Source organism: Gudongella sp. DL1XJH-153 (genome assembly GCF_049310905.1).
Taxonomy (GTDB): Bacteria; Bacillota; Clostridia; order Tissierellales; family Tissierellaceae; genus Gudongella.
Genome location: NZ_JBMEMN010000001.1, coordinates 67,986 through 86,512, shown reverse-complemented (window position 1 = coordinate 86,512; position 18,527 = coordinate 67,986). Strand labels below are relative to the sequence as shown.

Here is an 18,527-nt window from a genome sequence, read left to right as displayed (position 1 = left end):
CACCCAAGTGAGGGTTATTGTAAAGAATTCGTAAATTATTCCAACGGTACATGTTATATAATCGTATCAAGGAATGGTATATGGAAGAGGTGATTCAAAGTGAGAAAGTCAAATGGATTTAAGCTTAGAGTATTGATTGTTGCATTTTCATTAGCATTTGCTACAGCCTGTACACCTATAAGTGACAGCCAGGAAGTACAGGATGAGGGCAAGGCAGGTGACAACGGAGTATCCTTAAATGACTACTATCCTTTTATTCACGATTCGTTGTATGAGTATGAGGGTCGTGGCAATGAATTTGCAGAGCAAAGTGTTTTCCTTGAATATGAAAATGGTCAAAGAGGTCAGTATAGGAATATAAACCCTGGAACAGAAACAGTAAGAATAGTTGAAAGAACAGCAGATTCCGTACGCGAGATATATCTGGAGGGAGAGTTCTACCACACTGAGAACATACTATCCACATCTGGTATCAAAAACAATGTGCTTTTAAAGGAACCTCTGGAGAAAGGGAATTCATGGGAGCTTGAAGAAGGCTATATCAGAGAGATTACTGGATTGGATGTTATGATTGAGACACCCTATGGAACCTTCAATGCACTTGAAGTTACAACCTATCTTGATGAAGACAGGTTGCAGAAAAATTATTATGCTAAAGATATCGGTATGGTAGCTGTTTTGTACTTTGATGGTGAAACCGAGATAAGCAGTCTTTTAAGCGATATAATTGAAGGCCCTTACGAAAAAGACATACGGCTGTACTATCCACTGGAAAGTAACAATGAAATTACTTTAAGATACGTGGATCATATATTCAATTTCAATACAAATGATCAATTGGAGAATATTTTCGAAGATCTTTTTAAAAATCCAGTGGAAGAGGGATTGACTCGGGTTATATCCCAGGATACCATGATAAACAGTGTTTTCCTAGACAAGGGAACTTGGACGGTCAAAGTAGATTTCACAAGTGAGCTAATTCCAGGCTGGAATGCAGGTTCATATCCTGAATGGATGCTTATTAATAGTATAGTGAACACATTTGGTGAATTTTATGATACCGACAAGGTATATATCTCGATTGACGGAGTTCCATTTACATCAGGACATTACGAACTGCCGGAGAATGAAGTTTTTGAAGTGGATACGGAAGGAATAGAAGAATACGATATAAGTGATGAATAGTCCCACTTGTGTGGGACTATTTTTTTATTTGCTTTTATTGTTTTTATTTAGAAAAAGTTTGTAATTCAGAGAGAAAACCTGAAGGACTTGCCTTGTGGCCATCCATAGTATTGTAGCAAAGGAGGTCGAGAGATTTTTTTGCTCTGGTCATTCCTACATAGAATAATCTTCTTTCCTCTTCATACAATGAACTATCACCATTTTCCATCGCTTCAACGCTTGAAGCTGAAGGAAATGAGCCATCAACAAGGTCAATTATATACACTGAATCAAACTCGAGGCCCTTTGCTGAATGGACAGTTGACAGGGTTAGATTGCTCCAATTTTTTGAGGATTGAAGCATCAGATCCCTCAAGTCACTCATTCTTTTACGAAAATGGTTAAAGTTACCTGTTTCAGCAGCTATTAACTCCATATAATAAAGCATTTCCTTCAATTGTTCAAATGTGTAGCCAAACCTTAATGAGTTTTCATGGATATAACTATCGTAGTTTATGTTTGACCTTATATATCTGATTGCATGTGCTGGTGCCATCTTCTGAATTTTTTTAAAATCCAGCTCAAGCTCCAATAACTGCTTTCTGTAGAAGTCAGATAATCCTGGATATTTCAGAAGTTCTTTAAATACATTCTTTTCAATATGCCTTCCCTTAAGCCAGTTTACCATCTTTCGGGATATATATCCTTTCATCTTGTAAAATATCTGTTCAAAAACTTCAATATTGCAAATATCCGCTGAAAGATCCATAAAGTTGTAAATATCTTTGGTTAACCAGTGGTTAAAGAATTTCAACTTTACATCTCTCATGTAAAAGTCTGTATTATTCTTTTCCAGGTAATTCATCAGGCCCAGTGCAGATAGATTATTTCTATATAGAACTGCTGCCTTTTTATGAGGATTGTCTCTGAAGTTTTTAAGAATATATCCATACTGCTCCTCAGAGGATTTCAACCTAATCACCTGAACTGCCTTGCTGTAGGGATTGTCAGTGGAAACGTTCTTTTTGTATCTTGATATATTCTGTTTAATAAAATCATTGGAGAGATTTACAATATTTTTAGAAGAACGAAAATTTTTCTCCATATAAAATAATCTACCCTCAGGGAAAATATTCTGAAAATCAAGAAGTCCCTGCGGATATGCACCTCTGAACCCGTAAATGGATTGGTCATCATCTGCTACAATGAAGAGATTGTTACCTGGAGATGCCAGAAGCTTCAATAATTCCAGTTGGATTTTCGAGGTATCCTGACCTTCATCAAGCTGAATATAGTCATATTTTTTACTGTAGTATTCCAAAGCCTTGGGATTGTCCAGTAGAAGCTGGTAACTCATTGTAAGAAGATCATCAAAATCAAGGAGATTGCCATTTATTTTCTTTTCCTCGTAAAGCCTGTACATTTCCCTAAATTCATCCAATTCAATCTTCTTTGTTTTTAGTAGTTTATCAGGTTTTATCATCATATTTTTTGCATATCCATAATAACTTAGGAATGATTCCATTTTTTCTTCTGTAATGGTTGAGCCGAACAATGATTGATAAATATCCTTGATTAGTCTGTATTTGTTAAGAGGTTCTTTATCGTCTTCAATCAGGCGAAAAGAAACATTCCTTTTTTTTGAGTAATCGCGTATAATTCTGAAGCAAAAAGCGTGAATGGTTGAAAACTCGGGATTTGAAATTTCTTTTGGAAATTCTGAAGTGAACCGTCTTTTCATATCGATTGCTGAGGCCTTGCTGAATGTTATGGATAGGATTCTTTCAGGCTTTATAGCAGATTCTCTTATAAGCTTGTGAGTCCTGTGGATGATTACTGTTGTTTTGCCAGATCCAGGCACTGCAAGGATAAGTGCTGGTCCATCTCTATGATTTATTGCATCTATTTGTGTTGTACTAAGTCTCATACTATACCTCCTATAATCTACAACTTAAATTTTAACACAAAAATGAGGAATAATGTAGTAAACTGATATTAGACCCTTTATTATCGGGTAACAATGTAATATAATTGTGTTAGCTTAAATGAGGTGAATACTTTGAGAAATATATTTAAAAGGTTTGATGATCATTTTATACAGTTGATAAATGCCAGGATAAAAAATCCTTATCTGGATAGATTTATGCTCAGGATAACTGATTTGGGTGGTGCAGTGTTTACCTCGATATTTGCTTCAGGGCTGGTGTTGTTAGGGGATAAAAACACCAAGTTGCTTGGACTGGAGGCTATACTGGCTTTATTTTTTGGGCAGATTTTTGTACAATCATTGAAAAAGCTAATGAGTAGGGAAAGACCTTACAAGATAATCGAACAACTTCATACATTCGGAATTGATTTAAGAGATTACTCGTTTCCATCGGGTCATACAACCGCCAGTTTTTCACTTGCAACAACGATTGCAGTCAATATGCCACGGCTGACTTTGTTTATTTTTTTACTGGCTCTGTTGATTGGAGTAAGCAGAATTTATCTGGGAGTTCATTATCCAACGGATGTTGCAGCAGGAATGATTCTAGGAGTATTAGCAAGTCTTGTTATACATTTTTATTTTATTGAAGCAGTTGATAGAATTGCTTTTGTCATTGGTATCAGTTGACAAACAATGCAATTAACAATATTACATTACCAGACAAGGAGGAATGAAAAATGAATATGACTAGTTTTTTAAAAAGCAGAAAATCAACGAGGGAGTTTAAAAAGAAGAGTGTTACTGAAAAAGACCTTGCAAATGTAAAGGCAGTTATTGATGAAATTAATGATGAAGTAAAGGGAAGCAACATGGAAGTCAAACTCTATGAGTTCGGAAAGAGAATATTTGACAGTCTCAAGGGTGTTGGTGGATATTCGGGAGTTATGATAGAGAGTCCTCACTATATAGCTTTGGATATGAAGTCACATGGTCCGGAAGAAAAGCTGAATAGTGGATATTATATGGAAAGAATAGTTACTAGATTGAATGATATGGGAATTGGAACATGCTGGGTAGGCCTTAATAATTTAGACATGGAAAGGATGAAAGCAATATTTGGTGAAAATACAGGTGACAATGATTATCTGCTTGCCATTGGCTATCCAAAACCAAAGAATCCATTTGTTCATGAACAATTCAGTGAAAGACTTGGCGTAGAAGAGATAGCATTCCGCGAAAGCCTTGCAAAGCCAGCAGATGTTGATTTCCTTGAAGAAAGAGGATTGGGAGATCTCTTGTTCTATATAAGATTTGCACCATCAAGCAAGAATCTTCAACCTTGGAGATTCATAATCCACGACAGTTATGTAGAACTGGCTATTGAAGAGATGAACGGAGAGTTTTGCTATACTGATGCGGGAATTGCAATGTACTACTTTGAAGAACTTGCCAAGACTCAGGGTATAAAGCACAAATGGGATTTAGATATGAGACCACAGCAAGTAAAGGGTAAGAAATACATGTTTATTGGAAAATATGAACTGTAAGGACTAAAAGTAGAGGTTAACCTCTACTTTTTTCTCAGGATATGTTAGAATTAAGAGGGAGAGTAAAATGAATAGAAAGATGCGAAACTATAGATTAATGGCTGAGGATTTCTATTTGGAGGGAAAAGTAGATAGGGCTCTCTCTTTTTACAAAAAAGCTCTTAAGTTTTCCAGAACCAAGGATGACAATAGTCTTCTTCTCTTCAATATTGGCGTGATTCTTACCGAAAAGGGCAGAGTAGAAGATGCAATGAAATATTATAAGAAGATAATTGACATAAATCCCGGATACCATGATGCTTACTATCAGATTGGAGTTATTCAGGAGGATAGGGGAGAATTCGATGAAGCCATAAGTAATTATAAAACTGCTTTGAAGTTGGACTCCAATGACACAATGAGTATGTATAATCTTGCCAATCTGTATGATATCCAAGGTGAAGGAGAAACTGCAAGAAAGCTTTATAAAAGGATTCTACACCTTGAGCCAGGTCATCCATATACTCTTAACAATCTGGGTGCCATGCTTGAAGCAGATGGCAGATACAGAGAAGCATATATGCTTATAAAGAGAAGTCTTAATGCAAAGAATGACTTCTTTATGTCACATTTTAACATGGGAGTAGTGCTGAAAGCTTTAGGTGAATCTGACAAGGCACTTGAACACTACGATATAGCCATAAGATTGAATCCAAAATACCATTATTCTTATTTGAATATGTCAGCAATATTTATTGAAAAAGACCGATACAATGAGGCAATAGAAATTCTAACAAAAGGTATTGAATCAAATCCAAAAGCTCATGATCTCTACTATAATAGAGCATGCTCACGAGCAATGCTAGGGGACTCTAAAATGGCAATTGATGATATCGAAATATCCCTAGGAATGCATCCGCCGTTACTAAAATGGGTTATTTGGGATAAGGATTTCGATGCTATCAGACATACAGAGAGATTTAAAGAATTAATCGAAATGTACAATAAGACAAAAGGAAAGGAAGAAGCAGATGATAATAGTCAAAACCAATGATGAGATCATGAAGATGAAAAAAGCTGGCGAAATACTCGCAAGTCTTCATAAAGAGATCAAAAAGATAATAAAACCGGGTATAACCACACTAGAGATAGATAAATTTGTAGAAGAATACCTGGAAGCAAGAGGAGCTTTCCCGGAACAGAAGGGATATCATGGCTACCCATTTGCTACTTGTGCATCAGTCAATGATGAAATATGTCATGGATTTCCAAGAGATAAACAACTAGAAGACGGGGATGTAGTATCAATTGATATGGTCGTTAGATATGATGGATGGCTTGCTGATTCAGCATGGAGTTATTCAGTGGGGGAGATATCCGAAGAGGCAAAGAAGCTAATGGATGTGACAAAAGAATCACTATATCTTGGGATTGAGAAGGCTATACCAGGGAATCGATTAGGAGATATTGGTCATGCTATTCAACAACATGTTGAGGGCAATGGCTTTTCAGTTGTAAAAGATTTTGTTGGCCATGGGATTGGAAAAGACATGCATGAAGATCCACAAGTTCCACATTATGGGAAACCTGGTAGAGGCGCAAGACTTGTTGAGGGGATGGTAATTACAATAGAGCCAATGGTGAACAGCGGTGAATGGAATATGAAACTGGATGAAAACAAATGGACTGCAAGAACTACAGATGGTAGCTTGTCAGTCCAGTATGAACATACTATAGCTATAACTGAAGACGGTCCGGTGATTCTAACCGACCAGGAAGAGGAAAGATAAGGTGAAATAAAATGTCTAAGTTCTATACTGTTCGTGAAGAAATAATGAATGGGGTTACCCATGGTATGGGAATATTGTTCGGCATTGTTGCACTGATAATTTTACTTATATCGCCAAGTGCTAAAGAGAGTCTTGCAGCTGCTGTATCTTTTGGGATATATGGATCCTGCATTATAATAATGTTCTCAGCATCCACACTTTACCATAGTTTTAGAAAAGAAAAAATCAAGAAGATAATGAGAGTTTTTGATCATTCCTCAATATTTTTATTCATAGCAGGTACTTATACTCCTGTTGTTATGCTTACTCTTGAAGGATCGATGAGAATTTGGATTCTCTCGGGTACTTGGCTGGTTGCATTGCTGGGGATAATTTTCAAGATAGCAACATATGGAAAATTCGACAGGTATAAAGTTTTATCTCTGATTCTATATATAGGAATGGGATGGATGGCAATTATACCAATTAAAGCTATCATTGAAGCGACATCATGGGGATTCTTTGCGTTTATATTAACTGGTGGGTTGCTATATACTGTGGGTACAGTATTTTACAGCATTAAGAAGATACCCTACAATCATGCTATCTGGCATCTGTTCGTATTGGCGGCAAGTATTTCTCATTTTATTGGAATAGAGCTCTATCTGGCATAGGACTAACTAAATATAGTAATCGAACATCCGTCAATATTGACGGATGTTTTTTTAGCGGAAATTGTCAGAATATAAAATACATTTATGAATATTATTGCGAACAATGAAAAAAAGAAAATGGCATAAATAGTAGATTACAGGGTGTTTTAATCATTTATCACTTTTGTGTAGAAAGTTGACAATGAATATATTGATATATATAATGTAAAGGCACAATAACATAAAAAGAGGAGAAAGATGTCTAATAACAATTCAAAAAAATCCGCTAACAGTGGGATTCTCAAGGCAATTGAAAGGGGAGGCAACGCACTTCCACATCCAGCAATCATATTTGTTATCTTAAGTGCTGCAGTAGTAGTTATATCTTTTTTCGTTGCACAGGCAGGAGTTAATGTAACATTCTACGATGCAAGAGCAGGAGCTGAGACTACCGTTTCTGCAGTTAATATGCTTTCAGCAGATGGTTTGCGTTATATTTTCAATAGTGCTACCAAAAACTTTACAGGATTTGCACCACTTGGAACAGTACTTGTAGCAATGCTTGGTGTAGGTGTAGCAGAGTGGTCAGGTTTGATCAATGCATCACTTAAGAAAATGCTAAGTAATGTTCACCCAAGACTTCTAACTGCAGTTGTAGTATTTGCAGGTATCATGTCAAATATCGCTTCTGATGCTGGATATGTAGTCGTAATTCCATTGGGAGCAATTGTATTTGCAGGAGCAGGAAGACACCCAATAGCAGGACTTGCAGCAGCATTTGCTGGAGTATCAGCTGGTTTCTCAGCAAACCTTCTTATAGGTACGCTTGATCCATTGCTACAAGGTATTACAAATGAAGCTTTAAGAAGTGCAGGGATGGATTATGAGATTCTGCCAACAGCGAATTACTACTTTATGATAGTATCAACATTCCTATTGACATTCCTTGGAACTTTTGTAACAGAGAAAATTGTTGAACCTAACCTTGGAGAGTATACTGGTTCATACAAGCCAAACAAGGAGACGCTTTCAGATGTTGAAAACAGAGGCCTTAGAAATGCAGGGATTTCACTTCTAATATTTGGTATCATAATGATGGCCCTTACAGTACCAACTAATGGACTTTTGAGAACACCAGATGCTGATGGCGTTATGACTATAAATGAATTTATGAGCAACGGACTAATCTTTATGATTCTACTTGTATTTATGATTCCAGGAGCAGTTTATGGTAAGACAATAGGTAAAATCAAGAACAGTAATGATTTGGTTGAGTCAATGACTCAGGCTATGAAGAGCATGGGGGCATATCTTGTTCTAGCATTCTTTGCAGCTCAGTTCGTTTCTTACTTTGGAAGAACAAACCTTGGAACAATTCTTTCTGTAAAGGGAGCAGACTTCCTTGAGAGTATTGGCTTTACAGGTCTTCCACTGATTATCGGATTTATATTTATATCGGCATTCCTTAACTTGTTTATGGGATCTGCATCGGCAAAGTGGGCAATTATGGCGCCAGTTTTTGTTCCGATGATGATGAGACTTGGATTGAGCCCTGAGCTTACACAGGCTGCATACAGAATAGGTGATTCAACAACAAATATTATTACACCTCTTATGAGTTACTTTGCAATGATTGTTGTATTTGCCAAGCGATATGATGAGGAAAGTGGACTTGGAACACTAATCGCAACAATGGTTCCTTATTCAGTAGTATTCCTGATTGGATGGCTGGTGATGATGGTAATATGGTTCTACTTGGGCTTGCCATTGGGACCAGGAGCAATGATTCACGTATAATATTTGACTAAAAATGAGGCTTTAAAGCCTCATTTTTTTCTAAATACAAAAGCAGAAAGGGGAGAATTGTATGATAAATGAAAAAAGACTGCTTGAAAGATTCCTTAAGTATGTACAGGTTGATAGTCCTACAATGGAGGAAAGAGAGTTTGCAATTGTATTGAAATCTGAGCTTGAAGAGCTGGGAATGGAAGTTCGAATGGATGATGCAGGTGAAAAAGTTGGAAGCAATTCAGGTAATCTGATAGGATTACTTAAGGGAACAACTGAAGGTGAAAGCATCCTTTTCAGTGCTCATATGGACACGGTTTCACCTGGAAAAGGAGTAAAACCTCAAATTAAGGATGGTGTCATCTACTCTGACGGAACGACTATCCTAGGTGGTGATGACAAGGCGGGTATTGCAGCAGTTGTTGAAGCAATTCAATCAATACATGAAAACAATATTCCGCACGGAGATATTGAAGTTGCATTTACAATATTTGAAGAGGGTGGCTTGTTTGGTTCGAAAAATCTGGACTATTCAAGTATCAGGTCAAAAAAGGGATTTGTTCTGGACAGCGGTGGAGATCCTGGAACAATAATAGTCCAAGGACCAGCACAAAACAAAATTGATGTCAAATTCATTGGTAAGGAAGCTCATGCAGGAGTAGCTCCTGAAACTGGTATAAGTGCAATACAGATGGCAGGGGAAGCTATTTCAAATATGAAACTCCTAAGAATAGACGATGAGACCACTGCAAACATTGGTTCAATACAATCGGAGGGTCCAACCAACATTGTTCCAAAGGTTGTTGAATTCTTTGCTGAAGCAAGAAGTCTCAGCGATGAAAAACTTAAGGAGCAATCTGATCACATGGTTAAATGCTGTAAAGAAGCTGCGGAGAAGTTCGGTGGTTCGGTAGAAGTAAGCGTTGAAAATGCTTATGGAGCATTTAAAATTGCTGAAGATCACCCATTGGTAAAGGTTGTTGAAAAAGCTTGTCTAGCTTTGAATTTTGAATCAAGGACTTCAAAATCGGGTGGAGGAAGTGACACAAATATTTTCAACGCCAATGGAATAGATGCAATAAACTTAGGCGTAGGTGAAAGAAAGCCACACACACTTGAAGAGCATCTTCACATAACAGATCTTGAAAACTCAGCTAAATTGGTAATTGAGATAATAAAACAATATGCATAAATCAGAAGGATAGCCATTTAGGCTATCCTTCAATATTGTAATACACAAGCAAATAGTGTAGAATGATAAGGATAATTTGTAGTACAAGGAGTTTACAATGAGAAGAGAGCTTAATCTAACTGAAGGAAATATTATAAAGACTCTGACAAGGTTGGCATTGCCTATTATGGGAACCTCCTTTATTCAAATGGCATATAGTTTAACAGATGCCATGTGGCTTGGGAGACTGAGTACAAAAGCAGTTGCAGCGGCTGGAATAGGGGGATTTTTTCTATGGCTTGGCGCTGCTCTTATTATGATAACGCAGATTGGTGTTGGTGTAAGTGTATCCCAAAGTTACGGGAAGTCAGATATTAAATCCGCCAGAGAATACATAACAGCAGGGCTGTTGATTGACATTATAATTGGATTGGTCTATGGTTTTTGTTTATTTACATATAATAAGCAGATTATTGGGTTCTTTAATCTGGGAGACCTCGAAGTAATCGGTATGGCTGAAAGTTATCTGCAAATAATTGGTATGGGAATAATATTTCACTTTTTAAATCCGGTGCTTTCCACAACTTTGAATAGCTCTGGAGATAGCATGACTCCATTTAAAGTCAATACCATCGGTCTGGTTGCCAATATGATACTGGACCCCTTACTGATTTTCACATTTGGGTTGGGAATCGAAGGGGCTGCCATTGCTACAATTACATCTCAGATGGTAGTAACGATGATCTTTCTAGTTATTGGAAAACGGATTAATTCTTTGTATTCCACATTTAAGCTATTTTCAATTCCTGATATGGACAAGGTTAAGAAAATCATAAAGTTGGGTTTTCCGCCATCAACCCAAATGGGCATTCATGCTATGATTAGTATTGTTCTTACAAGGATAATTGCAGGCTATGGTCCTGTTGCCGTCGCCGTTCAGACAATCGGTTCTCAGATAGAGTCCATATCGTGGATGACATCAGAAGGTTTTGCAGCAGCCATATCTGCATTTGTTGGACAGAATTATGGTGCAAACAAGATTTCCCGAATCAAGGAAGGGTATTACAAGGGTATAAAGGTACTTGGAACATTCGGTATATTCGCTTCACTCCTTCTAATTTTTGCCGCAAGACCATTGTTTACAATTTTCACGCCGGATGATCCAAAAGCAATTGCTGAAGGAATAATATATCTAAGAATTCTAGGCTTGTCACAATTTTTCATGAGCATTGAGATTGGAACTGCAGGCGCCTTCAATGGGCTTGGAAAGACAATCCCTCCAACAATAACAGGAATTTCATTAAACGCAATGAGAATACCTGCTGCCATATTGCTTTCAGGATATACATTTCTGGAATTGTCAGGGATCTGGTGGGCAATAAGTGGAAGCAGTATCTTAAAGGGAATAATTCTATTTGCATGGTATCAAAGAGAGCTTCAAAAACTAAAGGAAGCCTGATTCATATCAGGCTTCTAAAGTGCTTTTCTCTGAGCAATTACATCTGCTCCAGTATTGAGGATGTTCCTAATTATTATCTGGCCTCGAACAACAGGAGCGTCTACGGCGGTTTTCTGAATTGTTTTAAGAACTTTGTCTATTAATTCAGTTGGAATCTCCTTGGTTGTTGAAACAGGGAGTCTACTCATTTGACCACCAGATAGAAGGCATCTTCCTGTTACAATTTTTTGATTATTTGTCAAATGCTTTTCAGCCAATTGAGATCCTCTACCACAGCGATTGCCACTGATTATTGTTGAATTTTCATATTGTTCTATAGTTATTTCACATGCCATCTCGCAGATGGAACAAGTGATTTTGCTGTTCATAAAGTAACACCTCAAGATAATTATACCATATTGAGTTGATGAAATACCATTTATAGAGTAAAATTTAGAGTAAGGACACATATCAGGGAGGTACAGTATGTTAGCCTATCCAGAAATACTTGCAAGATTACTAATATCTGCTGTTCTAGGGGGTGTTATCGGCATTGAGAGAGAAGCCAGCAACAGACCAGCAGGATTCAGGACCCACATACTAGTCAGTGTAGGATCAACACTAATTATGCTTGTATCCATGTATGCAATTCCCCAACCTGCAGACCGTGCAAGAATCGCTGCACAGGTAGTTAGCGGAATTGGTTTTCTGGGAGCAGGTACAATTTTAAGAACTGGTAGCACCATCAGAGGTCTAACAACTGCAGCCAGTCTTTGGGTATGTGCAGGAATAGGCTTGGCTATTGGATCTGGATATTATTTTGGAGGAGTTGTTACTGCAATGATAGTCCTGATATCACTTGTTGTTCTCTCAAAAGTTGAGAAAAATGTATTTAGGGGAGCAAACAGGATGGTAACAGTAAAGGCCTTGGATAGATCGGGGCTTATAGGAGATATAGGGGTTATTTTCGGACGTCACAGTATCAGTATCAGAAATATTACCATAGAGGATATTACAAACGAGGATGACGACCCATCTGGCCTTATAGAAATCAAGTTTTACATTAAGAAACCCATGGGATTCGACATCGGAATACTCGATGAAGAGATACATCGGATAATGGGAGTTGAGTCAGTAAACTTAGAAAATGGTAAGATTGATAATAACTAACAAATAATGGGGGTAATAACATGCTTAATCAACTAAAGAAACCTGAGAATAACGAAGAAATTGCTATCATAAGGACAAATCACGGAGAAATTAAACTAAGACTATTTCCAGAAGTGGCTCCCAAGGCAGTTGAAAATTTTACAACACATGCTAAAAATGGTTACTACGACGGGATTAGTTTTCACAGATTGATAAACAACTTTATGATTCAAGGCGGAGATCCTGATGGCACTGGGCGTGGTGGAGAGAGTATTTGGAAAAAGCCATTTGAAGATGAATTCAGTTCAGATTACAGAAACATACGTGGTGCTTTGTCAATGGCCAATTCAGGACCAAAGACCAACGGTAGTCAGTTTTTCATTGTCCAGAAAAAGGATATTGAGGACAGTATAATCGATCAGATGAAAAAACTTGGTGAGAAAAAGGGTTTTTCAGAGGATGTTATTGAAGCATATAAGGAGAATGGCGGAACATACTGGCTGGATGGCAAGCATACAGTTTTCGGTCAAGTGTTCGAGGGAATGGATGTTGTGGATAAAATAGCAGAATTGCCTGTTGGAAGAAACGATATGCCGAAAGAGCCCGTTATGATTATGAAAATAGAAGTAACAAAACACAAAGAGTAGCTATGATGAAGAAAGCAATAGCCAGGTAAGTATAAGATTACGTATTGAACTTTAAAAAAGAGATAGTATGGATAGTCTCTGGAAGAGAGCTTTGGATGTAGAGATTTGAAAGAGTTACAGGCTACCAATTGCTTACAGAAAACGTTAAAAAATTCGAGTATTTGCGAGATTAAAGTGTTTTCGGAAAATGTTTGGTTAAAATACCTTGTTCATTTAAAAATCCAAATCACTAAAAATATTGCAGGCTAATTATGAAGTGCACCACAAATGCTAGATAAAAGACTATTATTTGGTGGTGTGCTTTTTTATTGCGAAATTCACTATTGTTTTGCCTGTAGGCATTTAACTCTGATCAAATTATTGATATAATAAGAAGGCCAAGTATAAGGAGGGACATAAATGCATCAATACAAAGGGAAACTGATAATACACACGGGATCCATGTTTTCAGGCAAGACATCAAGCCTAGAGAAGGAAGTAAAGAGATTTATGATTGCTGGGTACAGAACTGTTGCCTACAAACCATCTGTGGACAACAGATATCCAACATCTGAAATTGTAACACATGATAAGACTTCTCTTGAAGCTATTCTTGTGGATGACATAGATCACTTGTTGAAGCATTGTGAAAAGGTAAATCCGGAGGTTGTGGCAATAGATGAAGTTCAATTCTTAGGAGGAAACATTGACAAAATCCTGGAGGGAGTCAATTCACTGCTAAGTAAAAACATAACGGTTATAGTAGCGGGACTGGATATAGACTTTTCGGGCAAACCATTTGAAATACTAAAAGAGCTTATGCCAATTGCTGATTATTTGACCAAGCATCATGCAGTTTGTGTTAAGTGTGGAACAGATGCCTGGGTAAGCCACAGAAAAACCAAGGAAACAGAAAGAGTTGTAATCGGTGCAACTAAGGAGTATGAGCCTTTATGCAGATCGTGTTTCCTTAAGGATAAGAAAAAAGAGGATGCTATTGTAAATAAGAACCAGGTAACTTTTATTGATTAAAAATGATGGGATGACAATTGTCATCCCATTAACTATACTATTCAAAAAGTGTTATATTACCTGAAGAGCTTGCAAGGTCCATATTGTAGGAGCCTTCCTCCAGAGTCATCCTAAGATTGTATCCATCATTTTGTATTGATTTTGCGGAACCTTCATAGGAAATTCTTCCTGAGGAAGTTGTTGCCTTCACTTCAAGCGGAAGCCCTTTTAATGGACCGCTGCGGATATTTCCGGAGCTGGTGGTCACTCTAATATCACCCAATGGAACAATTGGACTAAAGGTAATATTACCAGAGCTACTGGCTATTGAAATTTTGCCAGTTGATGAAATGATTTCAATTTCTCCTGAAGAAGATACAATTTTGGTTTCTGATGCCAAGATCTGACCTATTCTAATATTTCCGGAACTCGATTCAATACTGGCAACATCTGCATCTATAAGTACAGCTTCAAAATCAGCAGAGGAAGATTTAAAATCCAAGCTTCCATCAAAGGTTGAAGGCAAGTATATCTCCAATTGAAGATTAGACTGAGAAACCGTGAATCCACCGGTTTCTGGTGTAACTGACACCTTAATGTTATTACCGATATCTTGAATATCAAGTGAAACAGCTCTATTTGACTTGTAACTTCCCTTTAAGGAAGCAATCAGTTCATCATTATCTGATGTATAAACTCGAGTGTTTGCAAATGTACTATGAATTGAAACTGAGTCGATATTCTCCGAAAGATTCGTACTTTTTGACTCATCAGCTTCATATGATTTCAGATTGGAGAAAATATTGATGCGTTCAAAAAAGCTTATGTCTCGAATTCCCACTACAGTCTTGTTTCCATCTTCAACAACTTCAATTCCATCCCAATTGATTGAAACAGATTTACCATTCTCATTAATCATTATTCCTCCAGAACCAATTTCAAAAGTATCTCCGTTGTTAGTTATTTCTATTCCCCCTTCTCCTGCGATATCGTCAATATTGAAATCGTCGATATAAAGAAGAGAATATATTCCCACCCCAAATGCAATAAGTACTACTCCTGCAAGTATTAGGGATAATCTTTTTAAATCCATTTAATTCCCTCCTAACTATTTATAACCTTCTTATTCCATTCAATATACATTGAGGCGAGCCTGTAGAATAGTTTGCTCAGATAAATACCAAATATAAAAACCAAAGCGCCCAGGGCACTTAAACCGATTCCGAAAGCCAAAGAAGTAAGCATTCCAGGGACAAATCCTGCCATAAAACTCGTGAAGGGAGCACCAATCATTAACCCCACTCCACCGACAACAAAACCTATACCAGCTCCAAAGATTCCTACAATAACTCCAAGCACTGCCACCGCTGGTCCTGCCAGGAATACAATATTAAGTCCCAGCAATAATAGGATAATCAGAAACCTTTTTACACCGTCATCTGCTGGTTTTGCTGTAGCGGTATTTGGGTTTGCCTTTTCTTCGGGCCCAATTGTGCTTAGTATACTTTCTGCCACTTCTTTTGGAGATCCCAGTTCAGCAGATATTTCATCATCCGTTTTACCTTTATCTCGTCCAATATTAAAATGTTCTTCGTAGTCAAGTAATACTTCTCTCAACTCACTTTCGCTTAATTCAGCAAGATAAGATCTAAGCCTTTTTAAATACTCAGGGGAATTGACCCTATAATAAAAAAGCTGATGAGTCTGTGAAAATAAAAAATCACAGAAGTCATCAGCAAATTTGCGGTTCAAGCTAAGCTTAGGGAGAACTTCATTCCCAATAATATGAATTTATCATAATCAGTATTAATTTTCAACATGTCAAAACATTTTTTTCTTTACCATGAAAAGAGCCAGAATAGTTGATAACCCTAAAGAAATTGCGATTATTATAATAAACGCATAAGGCTGCATAGACAAAGGAACAGGTACATTCATTCCAAAAAAGCTTGCAATCATTGTAGGAATAGTAAGTACAATTGTCACTGAGGTTAAAAACTTCATTACAATGTTTAGATTGTTTGAAATAATAGAAGCAAAAGCGTCCATCATTCCGCTTAAAATATTGCTATAGATATTGGCCATTTCAATAGCTTGCTTATTTTCAATAATAACATCTTCAAGTAAATCTTCATCTTCAGGATATTTTTTAATTGCATCAAGTTTGAGCATTTTTTCAAGAACAATTTCATTACTTCTTAAAGAAGTAGAAAAATAAACTAAGCTTTTCTCTAAATCCAGAAGTTGAATTAATTCTTTGTTTTTCATAGATTTATGCAGTTCACGTTCAATATTAAGGCTCATGCGATCAATTTGTTTCAAATATTGAAGGTAATAAGTTGCATTTTTGAAAAGTAATTGAAGTATAAATCGACTTTTCTTGAAAGTGTAGAAACTTTTAATTTTACCAGACATGAAATCATTTAGTAATGGGATTGCCTTTAGGCATACTGTTATAATATTTTCACCTGATAAAATGATTCCCATAGGTAATGTTGTATAAATCTTTGATCCATCATTTTCTTCAAAAAATGGAACATCTACTAGAATGAGCGTACAGTTCTCATCTACTTCTATTCTTGATCGTTCCTCTTCATCAAGAGCTGCTCGTAAATGGTCTTGTGGAATTGAAAATGAATTACTTATTATATTGATTTCTTCCTCTGTTGGTTTAATCATATTAATCCAGATGTTATCTTGAATTTCATTTAATTGGATTAAAGATTCATTGAGTGTTTTAAAATACTTGATCATAATAATCTCCTTTCAATACTTAGAATAATGTGAGCACACAAAAGCGATCTTTATGATTACATGTCTCAAGCATTTTTTCTCACAGTAAACTTAGTATACGGGATTAATACAAGATATAATCAAGTATACATAAAGGTAATCATATAGATAGGATTAAGGTGCTTTATTAAATTTTGGTTGTAACAACTATGTTCAGGACCACTATCCATATATCTCACCTCTTTCTTAACATGAAAAGTATTAAAACCATCTAGCAATTATACATCAGTTGCCAAAACTATTCAATAATAACATTGATAACTAGCGAAAAAGAGTATTATACAACTGCTTCATTGGCTCTAAAGACACCACTTTGAGATAACAATGCATCAACCAAAGTGGATTTACCTGCGTCTACGTGGGCAATTACCGCCACGTTTAAAATTTTTTGTTTTTCCATAATTCCTCACATCTCGTATGTTTTCAAGTAACTAAACTAGTATACTACAATAAACACCTTCTGCATACCCCTGATTCATAAACTTAACCATCATAAAAATATAATGCCTAAACTTATCTTTCTTTTATAAATTTTTTTCATGTGTTAAAATAAAAATTAGGAGGCAAAAAATGAAATCCAATCATTTAATACTTACAGCAAAAAATCAACGCAACGAAAAGGGCTTATGGTCACTCATAGATATATTTCTATTAACACCCGCAGTTTATATTGTTTTTTCATCCTTGCTTTTTATCGCCCTTGACCCCATCAGTGCCACTGTGCCATCAACTTATTTTATGGAAGTCCTAAAGTTTTCCAGCATTCATTTGGGTATCAGCTTCATGGTCATGGTTTTATCCATCTGGTTTGTGGTTAAAACCATGGAACACAGGGGCCTTAAGACCCTAGGCTTTCAAGCAAAAAAGCCATTGGTCAAATATGGTTTTGGCTTTTTAATAGGCTTTATCATGATCAGCCTGACCACCCTATTAATTTTATTATCTAAGAGTGGTCAGCTAAATGCTGATCATATACAAGTTTCTGGTTATTCCGCCCTACCAACCGTTCTTATTATGCTTGTAGGTTGGCTCATACAAGGAGGGGCAGAAGAAGTATTAACAAGAGGCTTTATACTGCCTAAACTTACTTATCGCTATAATCTCTTCTTTGGTGTTTTTATATCTTCATGCCTATTTTCCTTACTACATTTAGGTAACCCTGGCATGGGATGGATTCCCATTATGAATTTAAGCCTCTTCGGTTTATTTGCAGCCCTTTACAGCTTATATGAAGAAAGTATCCTAGGCATTTGCGGTCTCCACAGCGCTTGGAACTTTTTTCAAGGTAATGTCTATGGTTTTCTTGTCAGCGGCACTTCAGCCAAAGGTGGCAGTCTTATGGGCATTGCACCCAATGAAAAGACGCTCCTCAATGGGGGGGACTTTGGTCCAGAAGGTGGTTTCATTGTATCTTTTGTTTTGGTCGTTGGCATAATAATTTGTATCTTTTATCTTATAAAAAAAGAAAAACAAGGTGTGGCTTAAATGCCCATCTTGTTTTTATCCTTA

General features: G+C 36.7%; 18 protein-coding genes, 1 pseudogene and 1 riboswitch. Of the genes and pseudogenes, 13 read left to right on the top strand and 6 right to left on the bottom strand.

Annotation, left to right across the window (positions count from 1 at the left end; translation table 11 throughout):
* Positions 1-99: 99 nt before the first annotated feature.
* Positions 100-1,185, top strand: a complete 1,086-nt coding sequence (locus tag ACOEN1_RS00395) for a GerMN domain-containing protein (RefSeq protein WP_422484400.1) — start codon at positions 100-102, stop codon at positions 1,183-1,185.
* Positions 1,186-1,228: 43 nt separating this feature from the next.
* On the opposite strand, the gene ACOEN1_RS00390 is transcribed toward ACOEN1_RS00395, so the two are convergent.
* Entirely contained in the window at positions 1,229-3,091 is a 1,863-nt protein-coding gene (locus ACOEN1_RS00390; protein WP_422484398.1) for an ATP-dependent helicase, read from the bottom strand.
* Positions 3,092-3,223: 132 nt separating this feature from the next.
* Here ACOEN1_RS00390 and ACOEN1_RS00385 point away from each other — a divergent pair, with 132 nt between their 5' ends.
* From ACOEN1_RS00385 to ACOEN1_RS00350, 8 genes are all read left to right on the top strand, one after another.
* The gene (locus ACOEN1_RS00385; RefSeq protein WP_422484397.1) at positions 3,224-3,781 is read left to right on the top strand and encodes a phosphatase PAP2 family protein; all 558 of its coding nucleotides are present in this window, start codon (positions 3,224-3,226) and stop codon (positions 3,779-3,781) included.
* Positions 3,782-3,831: 50 nt separating this feature from the next.
* Complete coding sequence (locus ACOEN1_RS00380; RefSeq protein ID WP_422484395.1) at positions 3,832-4,641, top strand: nitroreductase family protein; 810 nt, start codon at positions 3,832-3,834, stop codon at positions 4,639-4,641.
* Positions 4,642-4,708: 67 nt separating this feature from the next.
* The gene (locus tag ACOEN1_RS00375) at positions 4,709-5,674 is read left to right on the top strand and encodes a tetratricopeptide repeat protein (protein ID WP_422484394.1); all 966 of its coding nucleotides are present in this window, start codon (positions 4,709-4,711) and stop codon (positions 5,672-5,674) included.
* Entirely contained in the window at positions 5,652-6,410 is a 759-nt protein-coding gene (gene map, locus ACOEN1_RS00370; protein WP_422484392.1) for a type I methionyl aminopeptidase, read from the top strand. The genes ACOEN1_RS00375 and map overlap by 23 nt, the downstream gene beginning before the upstream one ends.
* An 11-nt stretch (positions 6,411-6,421) precedes the next feature.
* Positions 6,422-7,063 carry a PAQR family membrane homeostasis protein TrhA gene (gene trhA / locus ACOEN1_RS00365; protein WP_422484391.1) on the top strand — a complete coding sequence of 214 codons (642 nt, stop codon included), beginning with the start codon at positions 6,422-6,424 and terminating at the stop codon, positions 7,061-7,063.
* 237 nt (positions 7,064-7,300) lie between these two features.
* Positions 7,301-8,839: an AbgT family transporter gene (locus ACOEN1_RS00360; RefSeq protein WP_422484389.1), complete on the top strand. Its 1,539-nt coding sequence runs from the start codon at positions 7,301-7,303 to the stop codon at positions 8,837-8,839.
* Between the two features lie 70 nt (positions 8,840-8,909).
* The gene (locus tag ACOEN1_RS00355; RefSeq protein ID WP_422484387.1) at positions 8,910-10,022 is read left to right on the top strand and encodes a M20/M25/M40 family metallo-hydrolase; all 1,113 of its coding nucleotides are present in this window, start codon (positions 8,910-8,912) and stop codon (positions 10,020-10,022) included.
* Between the two features lie 97 nt (positions 10,023-10,119).
* On the top strand, positions 10,120-11,460 hold the full coding sequence (locus ACOEN1_RS00350) for an MATE family efflux transporter (protein ID WP_422484385.1): 1,341 nt from the start codon (positions 10,120-10,122) through the stop codon (positions 11,458-11,460).
* A gap of 14 nt (positions 11,461-11,474) precedes the next feature.
* On the opposite strand, the gene ACOEN1_RS00345 is transcribed toward ACOEN1_RS00350, so the two are convergent.
* Positions 11,475-11,828 (bottom strand): DUF1667 domain-containing protein, encoded by a 354-nt coding sequence (locus ACOEN1_RS00345; RefSeq protein ID WP_422484384.1) that lies wholly within the window; start codon positions 11,826-11,828, stop codon positions 11,475-11,477.
* A 97-nt stretch (positions 11,829-11,925) separates the two neighbouring features.
* Between ACOEN1_RS00345 and ACOEN1_RS00340 the strand changes: the two genes are divergently transcribed.
* The 3 genes from ACOEN1_RS00340 to ACOEN1_RS00330 all read left to right on the top strand — a co-directional run bounded on the left by ACOEN1_RS00340 (position 11,926) and on the right by ACOEN1_RS00330 (position 14,246).
* Positions 11,926-12,609, top strand: a complete 684-nt coding sequence (locus tag ACOEN1_RS00340; protein ID WP_422484382.1) for an MgtC/SapB family protein — start codon at positions 11,926-11,928, stop codon at positions 12,607-12,609.
* A 20-nt stretch (positions 12,610-12,629) separates the two neighbouring features.
* Entirely contained in the window at positions 12,630-13,235 is a 606-nt protein-coding gene (locus ACOEN1_RS00335) for a peptidylprolyl isomerase (protein WP_422484380.1), read from the top strand.
* A gap of 399 nt (positions 13,236-13,634) precedes the next feature.
* The gene (locus ACOEN1_RS00330) at positions 13,635-14,246 is read left to right on the top strand and encodes a thymidine kinase (RefSeq protein ID WP_422484379.1); all 612 of its coding nucleotides are present in this window, start codon (positions 13,635-13,637) and stop codon (positions 14,244-14,246) included.
* A gap of 37 nt (positions 14,247-14,283) precedes the next feature.
* On the opposite strand, the gene ACOEN1_RS00325 is transcribed toward ACOEN1_RS00330, so the two are convergent.
* From ACOEN1_RS00325 to ACOEN1_RS00310, 4 genes and pseudogenes are all read right to left on the bottom strand, one after another.
* The gene (locus ACOEN1_RS00325; protein WP_422484377.1) at positions 14,284-15,318 is read right to left on the bottom strand and encodes a DUF4097 family beta strand repeat-containing protein; all 1,035 of its coding nucleotides are present in this window, start codon (positions 15,316-15,318) and stop codon (positions 14,284-14,286) included.
* An 11-nt stretch (positions 15,319-15,329) separates the two neighbouring features.
* Positions 15,330-15,977 carry a DUF1700 domain-containing protein gene (locus ACOEN1_RS00320; protein WP_422484651.1) on the bottom strand — a complete coding sequence of 216 codons (648 nt, stop codon included), beginning with the start codon at positions 15,975-15,977 and terminating at the stop codon, positions 15,330-15,332.
* Positions 15,942-16,013: riboswitch (Fluoride riboswitch) on the bottom strand. It overlaps the preceding gene by 36 nt.
* 33 nt (positions 16,014-16,046) lie before the next feature.
* A complete protein-coding gene (locus ACOEN1_RS00315; RefSeq protein ID WP_422484376.1) occupies positions 16,047-16,979 on the bottom strand; it encodes a magnesium transporter CorA family protein in 933 nt (310 codons plus the stop codon).
* 322 nt (positions 16,980-17,301) lie between these two features.
* Positions 17,302-17,418, bottom strand: a pseudogene (locus ACOEN1_RS00310) (GTP-binding protein); the annotation flags it as partial.
* 170 nt (positions 17,419-17,588) lie between these two features.
* Between ACOEN1_RS00310 and ACOEN1_RS00305 the strand changes: the two are divergent.
* On the top strand, positions 17,589-18,503 hold the full coding sequence (locus tag ACOEN1_RS00305) for a CPBP family intramembrane glutamic endopeptidase (protein WP_422484374.1): 915 nt from the start codon (positions 17,589-17,591) through the stop codon (positions 18,501-18,503).
* The last annotated feature ends 24 nt before the right edge of the window (positions 18,504-18,527 follow it).